This is a genomic window from Pseudorhodoplanes sp. (assembly GCF_050250235.1).
Classification (GTDB): Bacteria; Pseudomonadota; Alphaproteobacteria; order Rhizobiales; family Xanthobacteraceae; genus Pseudorhodoplanes.
In genome coordinates this window covers 1-19,194 of record NZ_JBFWPA010000121.1, presented here as the reverse complement: position 1 = coordinate 19,194, position 19,194 = coordinate 1, and the positions used below count along the sequence as shown (strand labels likewise).

At 63.9% G+C, this 19,194-nt stretch carries 19 protein-coding genes, 1 tRNA gene and 2 pseudogenes; 13 read left to right on the top strand and 9 right to left on the bottom strand.

The annotated features are described in order from the left end of the window. Position 1: 1 nt before the first annotated feature. The 13 genes and pseudogenes from fdnG (at position 2) to AB7F49_RS31130 (ending at position 12,695) form a co-directional block, all read left to right on the top strand. Complete coding sequence (fdnG, locus tag AB7F49_RS31190; protein ID WP_428529694.1) at positions 2-3,070, top strand: formate dehydrogenase-N subunit alpha; 3,069 nt, start codon at positions 2-4, stop codon at positions 3,068-3,070. A gap of 12 nt (positions 3,071-3,082) precedes the next feature. After that, on the top strand, positions 3,083-4,027 hold the full coding sequence (gene fdxH / locus AB7F49_RS31185) for a formate dehydrogenase subunit beta (protein WP_428529692.1): 945 nt from the start codon (positions 3,083-3,085) through the stop codon (positions 4,025-4,027). After that, positions 4,024-4,695 carry a formate dehydrogenase subunit gamma gene (locus AB7F49_RS31180; RefSeq protein ID WP_428529690.1) on the top strand — a complete coding sequence of 224 codons (672 nt, stop codon included), beginning with the start codon at positions 4,024-4,026 and terminating at the stop codon, positions 4,693-4,695. Before fdxH ends, AB7F49_RS31180 begins: the two co-directional genes overlap by 4 nt. Positions 4,696-4,779: 84 nt before the next feature. Further along, entirely contained in the window at positions 4,780-5,694 is a 915-nt protein-coding gene (fdhE, locus tag AB7F49_RS31175) for a formate dehydrogenase accessory protein FdhE (RefSeq protein ID WP_428529688.1), read from the top strand. 7 nt (positions 5,695-5,701) lie between these two features. Next, positions 5,702-7,087: an L-seryl-tRNA(Sec) selenium transferase gene (gene selA / locus AB7F49_RS31170; protein WP_428529687.1), complete on the top strand. Its 1,386-nt coding sequence runs from the start codon at positions 5,702-5,704 to the stop codon at positions 7,085-7,087. After that, positions 7,087-7,875 carry a tetratricopeptide repeat protein gene (locus tag AB7F49_RS31165; protein ID WP_428529685.1) on the top strand — a complete coding sequence of 263 codons (789 nt, stop codon included), beginning with the start codon at positions 7,087-7,089 and terminating at the stop codon, positions 7,873-7,875. The genes selA and AB7F49_RS31165 overlap by 1 nt, the downstream gene beginning before the upstream one ends. Continuing rightward, positions 7,872-9,704: pseudogene (selB, locus tag AB7F49_RS31160) on the top strand (selenocysteine-specific translation elongation factor); the annotation flags it as partial. The gene AB7F49_RS31165 and the pseudogene selB, both read left to right, overlap by 4 nt. 129 nt (positions 9,705-9,833) lie before the next feature. After that, positions 9,834-9,929, top strand: a tRNA-Sec gene (locus tag AB7F49_RS31155). A 20-nt stretch (positions 9,930-9,949) separates the two neighbouring features. Beyond that, on the top strand, positions 9,950-10,414 hold the full coding sequence (locus AB7F49_RS31150) for a hypothetical protein (protein WP_428529683.1): 465 nt from the start codon (positions 9,950-9,952) through the stop codon (positions 10,412-10,414). Next, positions 10,401-10,802, top strand: coding sequence for a hypothetical protein (locus tag AB7F49_RS31145; RefSeq protein WP_428529681.1), 402 nt, complete (start codon positions 10,401-10,403; stop codon positions 10,800-10,802). The genes AB7F49_RS31150 and AB7F49_RS31145 overlap by 14 nt, the downstream gene beginning before the upstream one ends. A gap of 17 nt (positions 10,803-10,819) precedes the next feature. Further along, complete coding sequence (locus AB7F49_RS31140; protein ID WP_428529679.1) at positions 10,820-11,839, top strand: lipoate--protein ligase family protein; 1,020 nt, start codon at positions 10,820-10,822, stop codon at positions 11,837-11,839. Next, the gene (locus tag AB7F49_RS31135) at positions 11,836-12,243 is read left to right on the top strand and encodes a DsrE/DsrF/DrsH-like family protein (RefSeq protein WP_428529677.1); all 408 of its coding nucleotides are present in this window, start codon (positions 11,836-11,838) and stop codon (positions 12,241-12,243) included. Before AB7F49_RS31140 ends, AB7F49_RS31135 begins: the two co-directional genes overlap by 4 nt. Positions 12,244-12,251: 8 nt before the next feature. Beyond that, positions 12,252-12,695 (top strand): glycine cleavage system protein H, encoded by a 444-nt coding sequence (locus AB7F49_RS31130; RefSeq protein ID WP_428529675.1) that lies wholly within the window; start codon positions 12,252-12,254, stop codon positions 12,693-12,695. Positions 12,696-12,947: 252 nt separating this feature from the next. On the opposite strand, the pseudogene AB7F49_RS31125 reads toward AB7F49_RS31130, so the two are convergent. From AB7F49_RS31125 to AB7F49_RS31085, 9 genes and pseudogenes are all read right to left on the bottom strand, one after another. Beyond that, positions 12,948-13,153: pseudogene (locus AB7F49_RS31125) on the bottom strand (DUF2945 domain-containing protein); the annotation flags it as partial. A gap of 124 nt (positions 13,154-13,277) precedes the next feature. Beyond that, complete coding sequence (locus tag AB7F49_RS31120) at positions 13,278-14,348, bottom strand: sulfite exporter TauE/SafE family protein (RefSeq protein ID WP_428529673.1); 1,071 nt, start codon at positions 14,346-14,348, stop codon at positions 13,278-13,280. 41 nt (positions 14,349-14,389) lie between these two features. After that, positions 14,390-15,286: a bifunctional methylenetetrahydrofolate dehydrogenase/methenyltetrahydrofolate cyclohydrolase FolD gene (gene folD / locus AB7F49_RS31115; RefSeq protein WP_428529671.1), complete on the bottom strand. Its 897-nt coding sequence runs from the start codon at positions 15,284-15,286 to the stop codon at positions 14,390-14,392. 16 nt (positions 15,287-15,302) lie between these two features. Beyond that, complete coding sequence (locus AB7F49_RS31110) at positions 15,303-15,506, bottom strand: hypothetical protein (RefSeq protein ID WP_428529669.1); 204 nt, start codon at positions 15,504-15,506, stop codon at positions 15,303-15,305. Positions 15,507-15,513: 7 nt separating this feature from the next. Next, a complete protein-coding gene (locus tag AB7F49_RS31105) occupies positions 15,514-15,888 on the bottom strand; it encodes a hypothetical protein (protein ID WP_428529667.1) in 375 nt (124 codons plus the stop codon). Next, positions 15,885-16,745, bottom strand: coding sequence for an ABC transporter ATP-binding protein (locus AB7F49_RS31100; RefSeq protein ID WP_428529665.1), 861 nt, complete (start codon positions 16,743-16,745; stop codon positions 15,885-15,887). Before AB7F49_RS31100 ends, AB7F49_RS31105 begins: the two co-directional genes overlap by 4 nt. Before the next feature lie 40 nt (positions 16,746-16,785). Beyond that, complete coding sequence (locus tag AB7F49_RS31095) at positions 16,786-17,625, bottom strand: ABC transporter permease (RefSeq protein WP_428529663.1); 840 nt, start codon at positions 17,623-17,625, stop codon at positions 16,786-16,788. After that, entirely contained in the window at positions 17,625-18,458 is an 834-nt protein-coding gene (locus AB7F49_RS31090; RefSeq protein ID WP_428529662.1) for an ABC transporter ATP-binding protein, read from the bottom strand. The genes AB7F49_RS31095 and AB7F49_RS31090 overlap by 1 nt, the downstream gene beginning before the upstream one ends. Position 18,459: 1 nt before the next feature. After that, on the bottom strand, positions 18,460-19,194 hold a 735-nt coding region (locus AB7F49_RS31085; protein WP_428529660.1), incomplete at its 5' end, for an ABC transporter permease.

Below are 19,194 nucleotides of genomic sequence, written 5' to 3'. Positions count from 1 at the left end.
CATGGAGCTCTCGCGGCGCCATTTCTTAAAGGGCGCCGGCGCGGGTCTGGCCGGTACGACAATAGGCGCGCTCGGCTTCGGCGAAATAGAAGCCGCGCAAGCAGCGTCAATCCGGCCATTTAGGCTCGTGCATACAAAAGAAGCCCGCAGCTCGTGTCCCTACTGCGCCGTCTGCTGCGGCATGATGATCTTCTCTGCGGAAAGCAAGGAAGAGAAAGGCAAGATGGAAGTCACCCATATCGAGGGTGACGTCGACAATCCGGTCAATCGCGGCACGCTCTGCCCGAAAGGCGCCGGCGCGGTCGACTACATCAAGGCCAGGACCCGCGTTAAGTATCCGATGCATCGCAAGGCCGGCGCCGACAAGTTCGAGCGCGTGAGCTGGGACTTCGCGCTCGACCGCATCGCCAAGCTGATGAAGGAAGACCGCGACGCGAATTTCATCGAGAAGAATCGCGACGGCGTGACCGTCAACCGCTGGCCGACCATGGCATTCCTGTCGGGCAGCTCCTGTACCAACGAAACGGGCTGGATCACCTGGAAGGTCGCGCGCGGCCTCGGGATGCTCCAGATCGAAAACCAAGCAAGGATTTGACACGGACCGACGGTGTCCAGTTTGGGCCCAACATTCGGTCGCGGTGCAATGACGAACAACTGGACGGACATCAAGAACGCCGATGTCGTCTGGATCATGGGCGGTAACGCCGCCGAGGCGCATCCGTGCGGCTTCAAGTGGGTCACCGAGGCGAAAGCCGAGCGTGGCGCCAAGCTGATGGTTGTCGATCCGCGCTTCACGCGGTCGGCGGCGGTGTCGGATCACTACGCGCCGCTTCGGCCGGGCAGCGACATCGCGTTCCTGTCGGGCGTGATCAACTACCTGCTCACCAACGACAAGATCCAGAAGGAATATGTCACCAACTACACGAACGCCGCCTACATCGTGAAGGAAGGCTTTGCCTTCAACGACGGCCTGTTCACCGGCTACGATGAATCGAAGCGTTCGTACGACCGCAGTTCCTGGGAATACGAGATCGGGCCGGACGGCTTCGCCGTCCGCGACATGACGCTGCAGAACCCGCGCTGCGTCTACCAGCTGATGAAGAAGCACTACGCGGTGTACACGCCCGAGACGGTCGAGCGCATTTCCGGCACGCCGAAGGACAAGTTCCTGAAGGTGGCGGAATGGGCGGCTTCGACGTCGACCGGCGATCGTTCGATGACGATCATGTACGCCCTCGGCTGGACCCAGCACTCGCACGGCGCGCAGAACATCCGCTCCGCCGCGATGATCCAGTTGCTGCTCGGCAATATCGGCGTACCCGGCGGCGGCATCAACGCGCTGCGCGGGCACTCCAACGTGCAGGGCATCACGGATATCGGAACGCTGACCGCGTCATTGCCCGGCTATCTGGCGATGCCGACGGACAGCGAGCCGACGCTGGAATCGCATCTCGGCAAGCGGACCTTCAAGCCGCTGCAGCCGGATCAGACCAGCTACTGGCAGAACTACCGGAAGTTCTATGTCAGCTTCCTGAAGAGCATGTACGGCGACAAGGCCACCAAGGAAAACGAGTTCGGCTACACCTGGATACCGAAGCTCGACGTGGCCTACGACGTGCTGCGCATGTTCGAGACCATGCATCAGGGCAAGACGACCGGCCTGCTCTGCCAGGGCTTCAACCCGCTCATGTCGGTGGCCTATGCCAACAAGACGCGGGCGGCCCTGTCGAAGCTGAAATTCCTGGTCAGCATGGACCCCATCGAGACGGACACGGTCCGGTTCTGGGAAAATCACGGCGAGTACAACAATGTCGATACCGCCAAGATCCAGACCGAAGTGTTCATGCTCCCGGTGACGTCCTTTGCGGAAGAGGAAGGCAGCTTCACCAACTCGAGCCGCAACATCCAATGGAAGTGGAAGTCCGCCGATCCGTATTTCGAAGCCAAGAAGGACATCGAGATCCTGTCGGCGTTGTTCCTGCGCATCCGCGCCCTGTACGAGAAGGAAGGTGGCAAGGCGGCCGAGCCGATCATGTCCATCAGCTGGAACTACAAGGACGCGCATGACCCGTCGGCCGATGAGATCGCCAAGGAGCTCAACGGCAAGGCGCTGGTCGATCTGACCAATGCCGAAGGCAAGGTCACTCGCCCGGCCGGCCAGCAGCTCGCAAGCTTCGGCGAGATGCGCGACGACGGGACGACCGACGGAGTCCAGTGGATCTACACGGGCTTCTACGGTCCGAACGGGAACCTCGCCCAGCGCCGCGACAACAGCGACCCCTCCGGCATGAATGTGTACGGAAGCTGGGGTTTCTGCTGGCCGGCCAACCGGCGGATTCTCTACAACCGCGCTTCCGCGGACCCGCAAGGCAAGCCGTGGAGCGAAGCCAAGAAGTATGTGTTCTGGAACGGCACCCGTTGGGGCGGCGCAGACGTCCCCGACTTCGTGGCCACCATTGCGCCGGAACGCAATGTCGGCCCCTTCATCATGAACCCGGAAGGCGTGTCGCGCCTGTTCGCCCGCGGCTTCATGGCGGAAGGTCCGTTCCCGGTTCACTACGAGCCGTTCGAGGCGCCGGTGCCGAATCCGCTGTATCCGAAGATTCGCGGCAATCCGGTGGCGCGGGTGTTCAAGGGCGATATGGAGGTCTTCGGCGACGCCAAGACATTCCCGATCGTCGCGACCACCTACCGGCTGGTGGAGCATTTCCACTACTGGACCAAGAGCGTCCACATGAACGCGGTGACGCAGCCGGAGTTCTTCGTGGAAATCTCAGAGCAGCTCGCGAAGGAGAAGGGGATCAGACCCGGCCAGATGGTGCGGGTGTGGTCGAACCGCGGCGAAGTGAAAGGCAAGGCTTTCGTGACCAAGCGGCTGAAACCGCTGACGATCGACGGCAAGCTGGTTCACTCCGTCGGCCTGCCGCTCAACTTCGGCTTCATCGGCGTCGCAAGAAAGGCGTCGCCGATCAACACCTTGACGCCGCCGGTGGGTGACGCCAATGCGCAGACGCCGGAGTTCAAGGCGTTCCTCGTCAATATCGAGCCCCTCGCTGGGCCGGTGGCATAAGGGAGATCGGTCATGTTTCCTCCAATCCCGAATCCCACCACCCAGGCGACCCCGGCCAAGTTCGGGGACGCGGACCTGATCCGTCGTTCGGCTTCGACCGTGACGCCGCCCGCAAAGCGGCAGACCGAAGTCGCCAAGCTGATCGACGTGTCGAAATGCATCGGTTGCAAGGCATGCCAGGTGGCGTGCCTTGAGTGGAACAATCTCGTCGAGGAAATCGGCTTCAACACGGGCGTGATGGAAAATCCGCTTGATCTGACGCCGAACACCTGGACGCTGATGCGTTACACCGAGTACGACAATCCGGAATCCGGCAATCTGGAGTGGCTGATCCGCAAGGACGGCTGCATGCATTGCGAGGATCCCGGCTGCCTCAAGGCCTGCCCGGCGCCTGGCGCGATCGTGCAATACTCGAACGGTATCGTCGATTTCGTGAAGGCGAACTGCATCGGCTGCGGTTATTGCGTGAAGGGATGCCCGTTCAACATCCCGCGCATCTCCAAGGTCGATCACAAGGCCTACAAGTGCACGCTGTGCTCGGACCGCGTCGCGGTCGGCCAGGGACCGGCTTGCCAGAAGGCTTGCCCGACCCAGGCCATCGTCTTTGGCACCAAGGGCGAGATGAAGCAGTGGGCGAACAAGCGCATCACGGACCTCAAGGCGCGCGGCTACAAGAATGCCGGGCTCTACGATCCTCCGGGTGTGCAGGGCACGCACGTCATGTATGTGCTGCAACACGCCGACAAGCCGCAGATTTACGCGAACCTGCCCAACCAGCCGACCATCAGTCCGGTGGTCGAGGTGTGGAAAGGATTCACGAAATATGCGGGCCTTGCCGCGATCGGTGCGTTCGCCGCCATCGGCTTCCTCCACCACGTCGTCTCCGGTCCTAACCGGGTGTCGGAAGAAGACGAGGCCAATGCCAAACGCCTGGCGGGAGGAGGTCGATCGGGATGAACAGCCAAACCGAAGTCGCTCCCGGTGACGGGGTCCATCCTGGCAATCCCGTCAAGGTGGACCGCTACACCACGGCAGCGCGTATCAACCACTGGATCACGGCGGCGAGCCTTGTGCTCCTCGCCATATCCGGACTGGCGCTGTTCCACCCCAGCTTGTTCTTCCTGACCAAGCTGTTCGGTGGCGGCGAAATGACCCGCATGCTCCATCCCTGGATCGGGGTGGTGCTGTTCTTCAGCTTCATGGGGCTGTTCTTCCGCTTCTGGAGGCTCAATCTCTGGAACCGGACGGACAATGTCTGGCTCAGCCGGTTGCGTGACGTGCTCGGCGGGCACGACGAGAATCTCCCGGAAGTCGGGAAGTACAATGCCGGGCAGAAGATGGTCTTCTGGTCGATGTCGATCCTCATCATCGTCCTGATCACCAGCGGCCTCGTGATCTGGCAGCAATACTTCTCGCAATACACGACGGTGGATCAGCAGCGCGTGGCCATGCTGGTGCATGCCATCGCGGCCATTGTCGTGATCTGCGTCTGGATCGTGCACGTCTATGCCGCGATCTGGGTGCGCGGGACGATCAGTGCCATGACGCGCGGTCAGGTCACCGGCGGCTGGGCCTGGCGGCATCATCGCCGCTGGCTCAAGGAGCTGGTGACCGGCAAGCCATAAATGGCCGGGCAGCGGCGCCGGCCCGCAAAGCCGGCGCCGCTGCACCGCAAGACCACGTGGCCCGTGGGGTTCGTGAGGATGTGAATGAGTAACGGCGCGCTGGAACCAGACCCTTCCGTCATCGGAAATGCGGTAAAGCCGCCATTCGTCAGGCTACCGGACCCCCTGCGGATATTCGTCGACCGTGCGCTGCGCCTGCGCGCGCTCGCGTCCGGGCACCAGCTCGAAGCCTATCTGCGCTTCCTGGCGGACCTCTCCGAGCTGCAATACCGCATCCAGGACGGCCTGCCCGAACCCGACATGCCGGGCCCCGACATCGTCGAGCAGGGCCGCAAGCACAAAATGCCGCCGCTCGGGCGCAACCGCATGACCGCGGATGCCGCGCTCGACGAGACCTTCGGCCGCCTTCTGGCCGCCTGCCAGACGATCGAGATGCCGGCCGTCGCGCGCGCGGCGCTCGAGCGTGCCGCCGGCGCGGATGCCGGCATGCGCCAGACCCTGTTGCAGGCCGTGCTGGCCGACGCCATTCCGGTCGAGTCGATGGCCGAGCATGTTTTTGCCGCCGCCGCCTTGCAGGTGCATTTCGCGCGCCTGGCGTCGCGGCTCGAGGCTGAGGGCCTGGTGCCGGTCGGAGACGGTGCCTGTCCGGCCTGCGGTTCGCCGCCCACCGCTTCGCTGATCGTCGGCTGGCCGAATGCGGAAGGCACGCGATTCTGCTCCTGCTCGCTCTGCGCGACGCTGTGGAATTATCTGCGGGTCAAATGCGCGGTCTGCGGGTCCAATAACGGCATCGACTATCAGGAGATCGAAGGCGGTGACGGCCACGTGAAGGCCGAGACCTGCAGCGCCTGCCACACCTATGTGAAGGTGATGCAGCAGCGCCATAATCCGGACATCGATCCCGTCGCCGACGATGTCGCCTCGCTCGGCCTGGACATTCTGGTGCGCGAACTCGGCTTCAACCGCGGCGCCGTCAATCCCTTCCTGCTCGGCTATTGAGGGCGCGATGGACGCCAAGAACGACCGGCGCCGGCTTCCGTCCGTGGACTCGGTACTCGCCGCGACGGCGATCGGGCCCGCCATCGCGCGTTACGGTCGCACGGCCGCGACCGACGCCGTTCGCGCGGTGCTGGCACGGGCGCGGGCGGCCGGATCGGCCGTCGGCACCGAGGCGGCGGCGCAGAGGGCGATTGAGGCGCTCGCGGCCGGCGACCGGCCCAGCTTGCGGCGCGTGTTCAACCTTTCCGGCACGGTGCTGCATACCAATCTCGGCCGCGCGCTCCTCGCCGATGCCGCGATCGATGCCGCAACCCAGGCCATGCGCAACGCCGTCGCGCTCGAATTCGACGTCGACGGCGGCAAGCGCGGCGAACGCGACGACCATCTGCGCGGCCTCCTGTGCGAGGTTACCGGCGCGCAGGACGCGACCGTCGTCAACAACAATGCCGCCGCCGTTCTGATCGTTCTCAACACCTTCGCCAAGGATCGCGACGCCGTGGTGTCGCGCGGCGAACTGATCGAGATCGGCGGCGCCTTCCGCATGCCGGAAATCATGGCGCGGGCCGGCGCCCGGCTGGTGGAAGTGGGCACCACCAACCGCACGCACAAAAAGGACTATCTCCAGGCGCTCGGTTCGCAGACCGGACTGATCCTGAAAGTGCACACGTCGAATTATCGCGTCGAAGGGTTCACCGCGGAGGTTCCCGCGCGCGCGCTCGCGGCGATCGCCGGGGAAAGGGCGATCCCGCTGGTCAACGATCTCGGTTCCGGCACGCTGATCGACCTTGCGCGCTGCGGACTGAAGAAGGAGCCGACCGTCTCCGAAGCGATCCGCGAGGGCGCGGACCTCGTCACCTTCTCCGGGGACAAGCTGCTGGGCGGTCCGCAGGCCGGATTCATTGTCGGCCGCAGCGACCTGATCGCCGCGATCAACCGCAACCCGATGAAACGCGCCTTGCGCGTCGACAAGATCCGCCTGGCCGCGCTGGAAGCGACGCTGAAGCTCTATCGCGATCCCGACAGCCTGCTGCAGCGGCTGCCGACCTTGCGCCTGCTGGCGCGCCCCAAGGCCGAGATACAGGCGGCTGCCGAGCGGATGCTGCCGGAAGTGAAGCGCGCGCTCGGGCCCGGCTTCACGGCGGATATTGCCGAATGCACGAGCCAGATCGGGTCCGGCGCCCTGCCCTTGGAAGGCGTCGCGAGCGCCGGCCTCGCGCTGCGTTCCGCCCGCCATTCCGGCGCGCATCTGCAGGCGCTTTCCAGGGCGCTGCGCAGCCTGCCGATCCCGGTCGTCGGCCACATCGCGGAGCAGGCGCTGATCCTCGACCTGCGATGCCTGGAAGACGAGGCGGGTTTCGTCCGCAACCTGTCGTCGCTCGCGGTGGAATCCTGATGCGCTGGTTTGCTCGCAGCAAAAGCCCGCAGGCGCCGGAGGCGGATGTCGCAACCGCCATGACCGCCGCCTTCCAGGCTTCAAAAGCCGGCGATCATGCCCGCGCGCTGGAATTGTGGGCGCCGCTGGCGCATGCCGGCATCGCGCGCGCACAGAACAATATCGGCGCCTGTTTCAGCGAGGGCCTCGGCGTCGAACGCGACCCTGCCCTGGCGTTCCAGTGGCTCACCTTGTCCGCCGCCGGTGGCGACCCGACCGGCCAGCGCAACCTGGCGGCTCTCTATTTCAAGGGCGAAGGCGTAGAGCAGGACTATGCCCGCGCCGCCGCGCTCTATCGCCGCGCGGCGGAAGCCGGCGACGGCCCCGCTCAGGACATGCTGAGCTGGATGCTGCTGGAAGGCGAGGTGATGCCGCCGGACCCGGCCGAAGCGCGGCTCTGGGCGGAGAAGGCCGCCGGGTATGAAGTCGCGGCCTCGATGACGCGGCTGGGCATGATTTTCCACAATGCGCTCGGGGTCGAACGCGATCCGGTGCAGGCGGCACGGTGGTGGACGAAGGCGGCCGAGCACGGCGATGCCGACGGCGAAGCCATGCTCGGGGCCGCGCATCATCTCGGCGCCGGCGTGCCGCGCGATCCGGCGCGCGCGCTGACGCTGCTCTTGTCCGCCCAGCGGCGCGGCAGCGCGCTGGCCGACCGCTTCATCGAAGCGGCGCGGCAAGCGGTCTCCGAAGATCAGGCCGCCGAGATCGAGCAGCGCCTGCCACACAAGCCGGAGCCGGCGGCATGATCGTCGGCACGGCGGGCCATATCGACCACGGCAAGACCTCGCTGGTGCGCGCGCTGACCGGCGTGGACACCGACCGGCTGCAGGAAGAGAAGAAGCGCGGAATCTCCATCGATCTCGGTTTCGCGTTCCTGCCGACGCCGGACGGCTCGATCCTGGGCTTCATCGACGTGCCCGGGCACGAGGCCTTCGTGCACAACATGCTTGCCGGCGCCACCGGCATCGATCTCGCGCTGATCGTCGTTGCCGCCGATGACGGCGTGATGCCGCAGACGCGGGAGCATCTGTCGATCGTCGATCTGCTCGGGATCAAGCACGGTATCGTTGCGCTGACGAAAAGCGATATCGCCACACCCGAGCGCCGGCAGGCCGTCGAAGCGCAGATCGCCGCCACGCTCGGCAGGACCGGTCTTGCGCAGGCGCGCATCTTTCCGGTTTCCAGCGTCACCGGCGAGGGCGTGGAGGCATTGCGCGCGCATCTGCTGGATCTCGCGCAGCAACTTGCCCGGCGCCCGGCCGCGGGACGCTTCCGCCTGGCCGTCGACCGCTCCTTCACGCTGCAGGGAACCGGCACCGTGGTCACCGGCACGATCCTGTCCGGCTCGGTCGCCGTCGGCGACCGGGTCGTCGTCAGTCCCGGCGGCCGCGCGGCGCGGGTCCGCTCCATCCATGCGCAGAACACGCCGCGGGAGCGCGGCGAGGCCGGCGAGCGCTGCGCGCTCAATCTCGCCGGCGACGGCATTTCCAAGGACAGCATCCATCGCGGGGACATCGTCCTCGATCCCGATTTGCACGCGCCGACGGACCGGATCGACTGCACGCTGCGGCAGCTCGCGACGGAATCCAAGCCGCTCGGGCAGTGGACGCCGGTACACCTGCATCATGCGGCCAGCGATGTCGGCGCCCGCATCGTATTGCTCGACAACGCGCCGGTGCAGCCGGGATCGGAAGCGCTGGTCCAGCTCGTGCTGGATCGTCCGATCGCGGCGGTAGCCGGCGACCGGTTCGTGGTGCGCGACACCACGGCGCAGCGCACCATCGGCGGCGGGCAATTTCTCGATCTGCGCGCGCCCGCCCGCAAGCGCCGAACCCCGGAGCGTCAGGCGCAGTTGCAGGCGCACGGCATTGCCGATCCTGCGGAGGCATTGTCGGCGCTGCTCGGGCGCGCGCCGTATTTCGTCGACCTTGCCGCCTATGCGCGGGACCGCGCGCTGGGAAGCGCCGACTTCGACGAGATGGTCCGGCGCCTCGACGTTCTGCGCATCGCTTCGCAGCAGGCGACGCTCGGACTTTCGCCGGCGACCTGGCTGACGCTGAAACGGGAACTGCTCGCGGCTCTGGCGGCGTTCCATGCCGCCAATCCGGATTTGCCCGGCATGGGTCTGGAGCGGCTTCGCCTGCAGTTGCAGACGCGGCTCCCGGCGCCGGCATTTCTGTCGTTTTTACAAGGGCTTGTACGGAGCGGCGAAGTCGGCCTGGACGGCGCCTGGGTGCGGCTGGCCGGCCACGAAGTGCGGCTCACCGAAGCGGACGAGAAGACCTGGAGCAAGATGCATCCGCAGCTCGCCGGTGCCGCGCGCTTTCGACCGCCGCGCGTGCGCGACATGATCGACACGCTCGGCCTTCCCGAAAGCGACATCCGCCGCCTGCTCAAGCTGCTGGGCCGCATGGGCCTGGTCGACGAGGTCGCGCACGATCATTTCTTCCTGCGCGATACGGTCGCCGAGATGGTGCGCATCGCCGTCGACATCGCCGCGCGGTCGGACAAGGGCGAGCTCACCGCCGCGCAACTGCGCGACGGGCTCGACAACGGCCGCAAGGTGGCGATCCAGATTCTCGAATTCTTCGACCGCCACGGCGTCACCATCCGCCGCGGCGACCTGCGGCGCATCAACAGACATCGTATCGACCTGTTTCGTTCCCGCTCGGATGCGGCGCAGTCGAACGAGACATCCAGTTCTGGAAGAGAAGCGTCCCCGGTGGGGCGTCCGGACTTCAAATCCGGGAGGGACCGCGAGACGGTTCTTGGTGGGTTCGACTCCCTCTCTCTTCCGCCAACACTGCGGACACGGGCACGATGACGACACCAGCACTGACCGAACTCCTGAACCGGCTCGACCAGACCGCGCGGCAGGCGAGCACCGCCGAAGACGCATTTCGCCGGGAGGCGGTCGAGAAAATCCGCGCGCTGGAGCACGATCGCATCTACGCATTTCGCCGGCTCAACCTGGTGCGATCCGTCGTTGCGGCAATGGCCGGGGCCGAGAATGAGGAACAGGCATCGGCCCGCGGGCGCACGGCCTTGCTCAACGAACTGGACTGGACGGGAGCGAGCGAAGCGCAGCGCGAAGTCACCGCGCGCTTCCAGCCCGTTCTCGACCTCCTGTGGCGCATGCAGGAGGGCAATCCGGCCGGCAAGGACGAGCCGACGCTCGAACAGGCGCTCGCAGCCTTCGAACGATGGTTCGGCGAAAACCGCAAAGGCTCGTTCATGAGCCTCATGGACGGCGAACCCCTGGAGCTTCCGCTTGTCGAAATCTAGCGCGCCCACCCCCGCCAGCAGCCATTTCGACGAATGGGTGAGCGACGAGTTTGCCCGGACGGAAGGATTCACCGCCCTGGTCGTGCTGGTCGCGATCCGCGATCTCAGCGTGACGCCGCTGCGCTCGACCTTTTTTCATATCGTCGGGGACGATATCGACTGGACGCGCGTCAGCGCCATGTTCGCAGGCGCGGGCGTCGGCTGGGACGGCGCGGTGTTCCACGCGCGCAGCGCCGGCGGCGCGGGGCCGCTCAGCGACGAGGATGCGCGCGCCGCCCTGCGCGTCATCGAGCGCGAAATCATGGCCGACCGCATGACCATCAACGACGGTCATTTCTTCGACAATTGGGGGCGCCGCATGAAGATCGAGGAGGCGCAACCGCAATGAACAGGGTATTGCGCGTGATGCATACCGGCGAGCGTGCGGCGCGCTGGAACGTGGCCGCCACGGCGGCCCTGACCGAGCTGCACGGGGCCGGACGGATCGCCGATACGCTGCGTTTCCACCGTTACCGCGAATCGGTCCTGATCGGACGGCATCAGTCGCTCGGCCGCGCGGTGCATGTCGGCCGGTGCGCGCAGAACGGTATCGAGCTTGCGCGCCGGGTGACCGGGGGCGGCGCGGTCTACATGGCGCCGGGCGCGCTCGCCTGGGATATCGTGATCGACCGCAAGGCCTGGCGTATGGGCGCGGCGGATGCCAACGATGCCATCGGCAAGGCGGTCGCATCCGGTTTGGCGCGGCTCGGATTGGCGGCGCGATACCGCGCCGAGGGCGAAATCGAGGTGGGCGGCCGCAAGGTCTGCGGCATGAGCGGCTATCGAAACGGCGACACCCTCGTATGCCAGGGCACCATCCTCGTCGACACCGACCTCGGCGACATGGCGCATTATCTGCGACTGCCGGCAAAGGACCTGCGCGAGGCGCGTCGGAGCCTGCAGGACCGCGTCGCCACGATCGGGGAATTCCTCGGCCACAGGCCGCGCGAAGGCGAGCTGGAAGCGGCCATCGCCTGCAGCCTCGCCCAGAGCCTCAATTGCGAAATGTCCGACGAAGCGTTTTCCGCCGAGGAGCAGCGGCTCGCGGACCGATGGCATCGCGACGAGATCGGCACGGATGCGTTCGTATTCGACGACCGCCCCCTGGATGCGGCGGCGCCGATGGCCGTCGGCCGGGACGGCAACATCGAGGCGCTGATCACGCTGCATGCGGGATCGGACCGGCGCATCGACCAGATCTGGCTGACGGGCCCGTTTTCAGCGACGCCGTCGCGCACCATGCGCGATCTGGAGGCGGCTTTGCGCGGGCTGCCCGTGGCATCGGCCGCGCAGAAGGCGACGGAATTCCTCGTCAGCCATCCCGTCGAACTGCGCGGCGCTTCGCGCGTCTCGGTCGCCGCCGCCATCGCGAAGGCGCAGACGTGAGCGAACCTCCCGAGCATTCCGGCGGTGCCATACGCAGGCTTCTGATCGTGCTGCTCAACACCGATCCGCGCAATGTCGAGGAGCTCGCGGCGCCCTTCTACCATGCGGCGGTCGCAGCCGCGATGGACTACGAGGTGGATGTCGTCTGCACCGCGACCGCCGGAAAGCTCATGATCAAGGGCGTCGCTGCGGCGCTGCACGCCAAGACCGGCCATCCGATGACGGTCTATGACTGGATCAAGGAAGCGCACGAGCACGGCGCGCGGTTCTGGGCCTGCCCGGCGAATCTGGATCTGTTCGATGTGAAGAATTCCGACCTTATTCCCGAATGCCAGGGCATGATGGGAGCCGCCACCATGATTCAGGGTATCATGAACGGCGAATACCGTGTGCTCACCTATTGAGGCGTGACGTGGCGCAGGTCCGCGGCTGCAACTTTCCCGACCGTCTGCTTTACGACGTGCCAAGCCACACCTGGTATGCGCCGGAGGCGGACGGCATCGTGCGCGCCGGCATGACGCCGGTCGCCGTGGCGCTGGCGCGCGAGGTGCTCGTATTCACGCCGCGCCGCGTCGGCTCGAGCTTCGAGAGGGGCCGCTCCTTTGCCACCATCGAAAGCGCGAAATGGGTCGGGGCCGTTCGCGCGGCCTTCGACGGCAGCATCGTGGCGGTCAACGAGACGCTGATCGCGCGTCCGACCATCGCCAACGAGGATTGCTACGAAGCCGGCTGGCTGCTGCGCGTGCGCCCGGCGGATGCCGGATGGCGCGCGGCGCTGACAACCGGACAGGCTGCCGCCGACGCCTACGAGGCCTGGATGGAGCAGGAAGCCTTTGCCGGCTGCGGCAAGCAATAGCATTCGCGATGGAGCGGCGATAAACCGGAAGCCCCGGCCACGATCCGGTTCAACCTCACTGGATCATGGTTCAAGGCTGCGATTTGAGTGTCCCATGATGGTGAACTGCGCCGCCATCAGTCTATTTTCGTCAGCGCGCGCCCTCTAAAGCACGTTCGCTTTACATGGAATCGGAACGTGCTTTAGATTCCTTTGTTTGATCGCATTTTCTTGACGCGAACCGGTACCCACTTCGCTCGAAAATGCTCTGGGGGCGGCGATATGATCGGTCTTGTCGCTCTTGATTCCGTATTGCGGACCTTCGATACCTTGCGCCGATGCCCCTTATAGTCAAAATCGGCGCGATGAACCTTGACGATCCTGCCGTTGACCCGACCGGCCTCGGAATTTCAGCTGACATGGTCGCCGGTGGAAAATTCATTATGCGTCCTCCCCTGCCTGCAAACAGGCCTTGCCATTTCCGACTGGATAAAATTTTTTATAAAGCACACCTAGTGCAAATAAAAAATTTAGAAACGACTCAAGCGAAAGAGGCCTGATAATTTGCAGCGATCACATTACGCGCTTCTCGCGTTATAACTGTTACAATGCAAACGGCAGTTCAAACGCGAAGCTCAGGACATACAACGCGCCCGCAATCACCGTGATGCCACCGAGCAACCAGTTGAGAAGATGCTCGGCTATGAGAAGTTGCGATTTGGACGCGACCCAGGACCCAAGCAGACCTCCGGCGGCTGCGAACAAGCCCCACGACCATTCGGGAGCGATCGACGGAATGGCAAAGACGGGCAAGATCACCGTGAACGTCAATATTCCTATAAGCGACAGTACAATAGTGTAGGGAATGGTCGCGGCGACCATGACATAGAGGGGAAGCCGATAGACCGTGGCGAAAATCGGCACCAGCAGAAATCCACCGCCAACGCCGAGCGCCGCAGAGAAGGCGCCGACGGCCGCACCGATGACGAACATCGCGTGATTGGACAGCGTGCGCTCGTGCGAACCAAAGCGGATGCGCGTCCGCAGCAACCCACGCTCAAGCGTTTTGATGGAAAACCGCATCGGCTTTCCGTCCTCGGCAGGAGTCATGAAATCGTGACCGCGCGTGGCGCCCGTGCGCGTGTAATCCCGCACCGCTTTCCAGCACAATTGCAGCCCGAAGAGTCCCAGCGCGATACCGAGCGTCAAGCGAAAGACGTCCGCATTGGCGAGCACGGTTGCACGGAAAAGCGGCCCGACAAACGCGCCGACCGCACCGCCCAGACAGACGGCCCACGCAAAATCGATGTTCCACTGGCCGCTGCGGCGGAAGCCGAGCAGCGCGCCGGCCGGACCGATGAAGGTCAGAACCAGCATGGTGGAGCTAACATGCGGATTGGTGAACTGGAGGACCGACGTGCTGTATGGCAGCGCCAAGATTCCGGCCGCCTGCCCGACCAGCGTCATCAGGTAGCCGGTGACGACCCCCATGACGATGAGATGCCACACCGAGACGCGCACACCCGCGATCGGAAACGGCCTGTCGGCGCCGGGGATATAGCCGTATTGCATATAGGCAACGAGAAAACCCAGAGCGAGCGTTACCGCGATCATCGGCAATTGCTGCACGGCGAACTCGCGCGCGAGCGCATTCGCGTGACGACGCCTTTGCATGGCTGCCGGTTCGGCGATCGCCTCTGCTCGCTCTTGCTTTGTCATGGCATGCGATGGGCCGCATGTTCGGCCGAGGCGATGGTATTGACCAGCAGCATGGTCACAGTCATGGGCCCGACGCCGCCCGGCACCGGGGTGACGAACGATGCCTTCTTGCGCACACCCTCAAAATCGACGTCGCCGACGAGCCTGCCATTCGGCAATCTATTGATGCCGACATCGATGACAACAGCGCCGGTTTTGACCATCTGCGGCAGAATCAAGCTTGGTCGTCCGGCTGCCACGACCAGGATGTCGGCTAGAATTGTAAACTGTGCAAGGTCGCGGGTCTTGGCGTGACAGATGCAGACTGTGGCATCCCGCTGCATCAGCATCAGGGCCATCGGCTTGCCGACGATATTGCTTGCGCCAACCACGACGACATTCTGACCCTCGAGAGGGATCTTCGCATGCTCCAGCAGGCGTAGAACGCCGAACGGCGTGCATGGCGGAAAAACCGCGCTCCCTGAAACCAGGGCACCTACATTGTAGAGATGGAAGCCGTCGACGTCCTTCTGTGGGTCGATGGCGTGCAATATTGGCTTGAGCGCTATATGGGACGGCAATGGCAATTGCACGAGGATGCCGTGGATCATCGGATTTGCGTTGAGCGAATGGATCCGCTCCAGCAACACGTCCGACGACGTGTCCTTGTCAAAAACGAATTGCTCCGAGTGAATGCCGACCTCGGCGCATGCCTTGATCTTGTTGCGCACATAGATCGCGGACGCCGGATCGTTGCCGACCATAAGCACGGCAAGCGCAGGCGCGATCCCGCTTTGCTTCAGCTTCTGCACGCGGATCCGACATTCGGCGCGAACTTCCGCTGCGACGGCCTTGCCGTCGATAATCTGCGCTGAGCGAGTTAGGAGCCCGGGCTGGGCCCGCAAAATCGTCATAACGGGGCGGCGCCGGTCACGGGTTCAGCAGGCCCCGGACAGCGAAGGAAAGAATGCTGAGGGACATCAGGGAGTAACCGGCGATATGCAGCAGGAAACGTTGGTGCCGGCTAGGCCACGCCGATTCGCGCCGATCGAGCAGCGTGGCAATCACACTGACGCCCGCCGCCAGAATCCCGGTCGCGACCATCAGCCACCACAATCTCTGATCCCAGGGCATCGAACCCTCAGCAACAGCCACCGCCGCCTAGCACACGGGTCGGCACAAGTTCGACCGCATGCAATACCGGAGGCGCGGCTTGGGCATCGAATTCTCCTGTTACCGTCAATTGATCGCCGACGGCAATCTTCCTGCCCGGCGCCGCGACGACCTTGAGAGGACGCTGCGAAACGTCCTGAAGAAGGAAGACGGCGTCCGAAATGCTTTCGATCACAAGCCCGTAAACGATTACTTGGCGCCCCGCATAGGAGGCGGGATCGCTCAGCAATTGCGCGATGATCGGGCGTTCCGGTTCGCGTGTCGCAACCTCGGCTGCGGAATGCGAAACGACGCACCAGCCGCCGAGCGCGCATGCAGCAAGGACGGCTCGCAACCCGCTCATGTCGCCCCCGCCTTGCGGCGTGCCTCGAAGGCCTGGACCATGTCGGCTGCCGCCCGGCTGCCGGATGCGAAGGCCTGGAGTGCCTCGTTATAGAGAACGGACAAAACATGGGCTTTCAGTTCCGCATAGCGCTTGGTCTGGAAAACTGAAAAGTCGCGCGGCCGCGGGATATCGACCAAAATCGTCTCTCGCGTCGTCGCGGGCGCGCTCGACAGGAGAATGAGCCGATCCGCGAACAGGATCGCCTCGTCGATCTCGGTCGTGACGAACAGAATGGTCTGTTCGCTGCCCTCGAACAGCTTCAGGATGTATTCCTGCATGAGCTGGCGGGTCATCGCATCAAGGCCGCGCAGGGGCTCATCCATCAGCAGCACGCGAGGCCTGTTGATCAGGGTCCGCGCAAGCTCGGCGCGGCGTTGCATACCGCCAGACAACTGCATCGGATACTTGTCGCGGAAATCGGAGAGACCCACCTTCGCCAGGAGCTCATTCGCGTCCTTCACGGACGAAGCTTTGCGGCCCTGAACGGTGGGTCCGTACATGACATTCTCGAAAATCGTCATCCACGGAAATAAAGCGGTTTCCTGAAACAAGACGAGCCGGTCTCGCGTCGGGCCGACAATCTCCTTCCCGTCGCAGGTGATGCGGCCGGCCGTGGGCCGTTCGTAACCGGCGATCAGGTTGATAAGCGTGCTTTTGCCGCAGCCGGATGGCCCGATCAGAACCGTGAACTTTCCCTCCTCGACCCGGAACGAGCAGTCATCGATCACCAGCCGCGCGGCATATTCGTCGCCGTAGGCTTTCGAGACACCTTCAAGAAGGACTTCCCGTTCCGCGTGCCAATCCGCAGCCGACATCAAACTCCCCATCCGATCGACTTTCTTCCGGCCGATCCGCCTATTGACGCGCCTGCCACGGCGCCACGTAACGCCCGAACAGGCGAATGATCTCGGACGAAATATAGCCGGCAATCCCGATTGAGATCATGCACACAATGCATTGCGCAATGGCGTTGATCTCGAATGACTGCCACAGCAGATAGCCGAGGCCGGTGCGGCCCGCGACCATCTCGGCGGCGACGACCATCTCCCACGCGATGCCAATTCCGACCGCCATGCCCGTGATAATGGAGGGAATGGTGGCGGGCAGGATGATTCTCCGGAACAAGTCGCGGCGGCTTGATCCGAGAGAGAGAGCCGCCCTCTTGTAGTTCTGGTCGATATTGGAAGCGCCACCGATGGTGTTAAGGAGCACGATCCAGAAGGCGCCGAGAAACACGATGAACAGCACGCTCAGCTCGCGCGTCGGCCAGAAGATGATGGAAACCGGTATCCATGCAACGGGCGGTATGGGCCGAAGAATTTCGACGACCGGGAACAAGGTATCGAATGATGCGCGATGCATCGCCATCATCAGGCCCAGCGGCACGCCGACGACTTGCGCGATCAGAAATCCCAGGGTGATGCGGCGAACGCTCAGCAGCCAACCCTCCCAATAGAGGTTGGAAACCAGAAGCTGCTTGGATGCCGTGATCACCTCGCTGATCGGGGGAAGGTTGCCGATCAGCGGAATGCCAAGCGGTCGCGCGAACTCCCAGATCAACGCGAAAGAGCCGATCGAGATGCAACCCAGCAGGAAATTGAGATTGAGAATCTTCGACAGCCAGCGGAATCTTCTGCGGCGCCCTACCGGAAAGTGGGTCATCGTCTCTCGCGCGGCGGTGGAGGAGATTTTCATCACGCAAGCTCCCGTTCGCCGGCTTCGAACGCTTTTCGCGCCTCCGCTTCGATCGACGCCCTGACCTCACGTTCGATTTCAAGGAAGCGGGGCGACGTCAGAATATGATAATCGCGCGGACGCGGAAGATCGACGACCACAGTCTTGAGAACACGGCCGGGCCGCGTCGTCATGACAACGATCTTGTCGGCAAGAAACACGGCCTCTTCGACATCATGCGTGATGAAGAAAACGGTCTTGGGCGCCAGGTCGTAAAGCTCGAGCAGGAATTCCTGCACGACGCTCTTCGTCAACGCATCGAGCGCGCGAAACGGCTCGTCAAGCAGCAATATCTTGGGATTGTTTATGAGCGCGCGGACGATCTCGACGCGCCGTTTCATGCCGCCCGACAGGCTGCCGGGAAACTGGTTTTCAATCCCATTCAGGCCGACGCGCGCGAGAAGCTCCCGCGATTGCGCCTCGGCTTCGTGCCGCTGAAGTCGGCCCTGCCGAATCGGCCCGCATGAGACGTTCCAAAGCACCGTTTTCCACGGAAACAGCGCGCCGTGTTGAAACACGACCATGCGATCGGCGCCCGGCTGGAGCTGCTTGCCCGGGCTGCTGATCATCTCGTTGTCGATGCGAATCTCGCCCGAGGTGAGCTGGTCGAACCCCGCGATCGAGTTGAGCAGGGTCGTCTTTCCGCAGCCGGAGGGCCCGACCACCACGCAGAATTCACCCGCCGCGGTCTCCAGTGACACGTCCTGGAGCGCGACGATGTTTGAACCTTCCGGATCGTAGATCTTGCCGGCATGCCGGATGGACAGCGATCCACCTCCAGACAAAGCAGCCATGCTAGACCCCTGCCAGAATACGCGCGCGCCATCGCATCAGGCGGTTGCCAATGATCCGCACCAACGCGCTCGAAACGTAACCCAGCAGGCCGAGCGTCGCCATGACGATCACCATCGTCTCGAACTGAACGTAGTAGTAGGTCTCCCAGACCTTGTAGCCGAGACCGGCCTGTCCGGAGACAATCTCGGAGGCGACGAGCGAGAACCAGCAGGCGCCCATTGCGATCTGCAGCCCGACGAAAATGTAAGGCATGGCGCCGGGTATGATGACGTGGAACAGAATCGCCATTTCGCTGAACCCGAGCGAGCGAGCGGCGCGGAAATACACCTCGTCGATCGCCTTGACCCCGAGCAGCGTGTTCAGGATGGTCACGAAGAATGCCGCGAGAAAGGTCAGCCCTATGATCGGGGCTTCACGGCCGGGCAACAGCAGGATCGCCAGCGGAATCCAGGCAAGGATCGGTATCGGCCGCAACATTTCCAGAATAGGAAATGCAAGGCCGTAGAAGATGCGGCTCCAGCCCATCAGAACACCGACCGCGATACCCAGCACGGTTGCCGTGACGAAGGCGACCATCACGCGGTAAACCGACGCCCAGATATGGCTGTAATACTCCGCGGTAAAGAGCGAGACGCCGTAAACCGGATCGGGGCTGATCCATTCCCTGATGCTGGGAACGAGGCCCGGCAATTCGCGGAATCGCCAGAACTTCAGCACATCGACCAGGAGGTACCA

Bases quoted from the DNA above. Each gene is read 5' to 3' on its own strand.
- fdxH (WP_428529692.1), top strand. From the start codon at position 3,083: ATGTTTCCTCCAATCCCGAATCCCACCACCCAGGCGACCCCGGCCAAG.
- AB7F49_RS31180 (WP_428529690.1), top strand. From the start codon at position 4,024: ATGAACAGCCAAACCGAAGTCGCTCCCGGTGACGGGGTCCATCCTGGC.
- fdhE (WP_428529688.1), top strand. From the start codon at position 4,780: ATGAGTAACGGCGCGCTGGAACCAGACCCTTCCGTCATCGGAAATGCG.
- selA (WP_428529687.1), top strand. From the start codon at position 5,702: ATGGACGCCAAGAACGACCGGCGCCGGCTTCCGTCCGTGGACTCGGTA.
- AB7F49_RS31165 (WP_428529685.1), top strand. From the start codon at position 7,087: ATGCGCTGGTTTGCTCGCAGCAAAAGCCCGCAGGCGCCGGAGGCGGAT.
- AB7F49_RS31150 (WP_428529683.1), top strand. From the start codon at position 9,950: ATGACGACACCAGCACTGACCGAACTCCTGAACCGGCTCGACCAGACC.
- AB7F49_RS31140 (WP_428529679.1), top strand. From the start codon at position 10,820: ATGCATACCGGCGAGCGTGCGGCGCGCTGGAACGTGGCCGCCACGGCG.
- AB7F49_RS31120 (WP_428529673.1), bottom strand. From the start codon at position 14,348: ATGCAAAGGCGTCGTCACGCGAATGCGCTCGCGCGCGAGTTCGCCGTG.
- folD (WP_428529671.1), bottom strand. From the start codon at position 15,286: ATGACGATTTTGCGGGCCCAGCCCGGGCTCCTAACTCGCTCAGCGCAG.
- AB7F49_RS31110 (WP_428529669.1), bottom strand. From the start codon at position 15,506: ATGCCCTGGGATCAGAGATTGTGGTGGCTGATGGTCGCGACCGGGATT.
- AB7F49_RS31105 (WP_428529667.1), bottom strand. From the start codon at position 15,888: ATGAGCGGGTTGCGAGCCGTCCTTGCTGCATGCGCGCTCGGCGGCTGG.
- AB7F49_RS31100 (WP_428529665.1), bottom strand. From the start codon at position 16,745: ATGTCGGCTGCGGATTGGCACGCGGAACGGGAAGTCCTTCTTGAAGGT.
- AB7F49_RS31095 (WP_428529663.1), bottom strand. From the start codon at position 17,625: ATGAAAATCTCCTCCACCGCCGCGCGAGAGACGATGACCCACTTTCCG.
- AB7F49_RS31090 (WP_428529662.1), bottom strand. From the start codon at position 18,458: ATGGCTGCTTTGTCTGGAGGTGGATCGCTGTCCATCCGGCATGCCGGC.